Origin of the sequence: Paenibacillus xylanilyticus, assembly GCF_013359935.1 — a bacterium.
GTDB lineage: Bacteria > Bacillota > Bacilli > Paenibacillales > Paenibacillaceae > Paenibacillus > Paenibacillus xylanilyticus.
The window spans coordinates 1-319 of the sequence record NZ_JABMCB010000028.1 but is presented as its reverse complement, the minus strand read 5'-3'; the positions used below and the strand labels follow the sequence as shown (position 1 = coordinate 319).

Genomic DNA, 319 nt, shown 5'->3' with positions numbered 1-319 from the left:
GAAAACTAGATATCGAAACGAAAATTGCGAATTAGAACATTCCTTTTAGGGATGAATGCTTGTTCGGTTCAAGTGACCGATCAACAATCATCCTAGCTGAACTTGTGTAAACAAGTTTAATAAATAGTGAAAACTGTATTGCGATGGTATCGAATGGGAGCGACTTTTGGCTTTGCGTAAGCAAAACAAGGGAAGTGAGCAGTCGAAACCGGAGCAACTGGTTAAGCTACTAAGAGCACACGGAGGATGCCTAGGCGCTAGGAGCCGATGAAGGACGTGGCGAACAACGAAACTGCCTCGGGGAGCTGTAAGCAAGCTT

At 44.8% G+C, this 319-nt stretch carries 1 rRNA gene; it reads left to right on the top strand.

Going from position 1 to position 319, the window contains the following annotated elements:
- Positions 1-219: 219 nt before the first annotated feature.
- Positions 220-319, top strand: a 23S ribosomal RNA gene (locus tag HP552_RS00160); the annotation flags it as partial.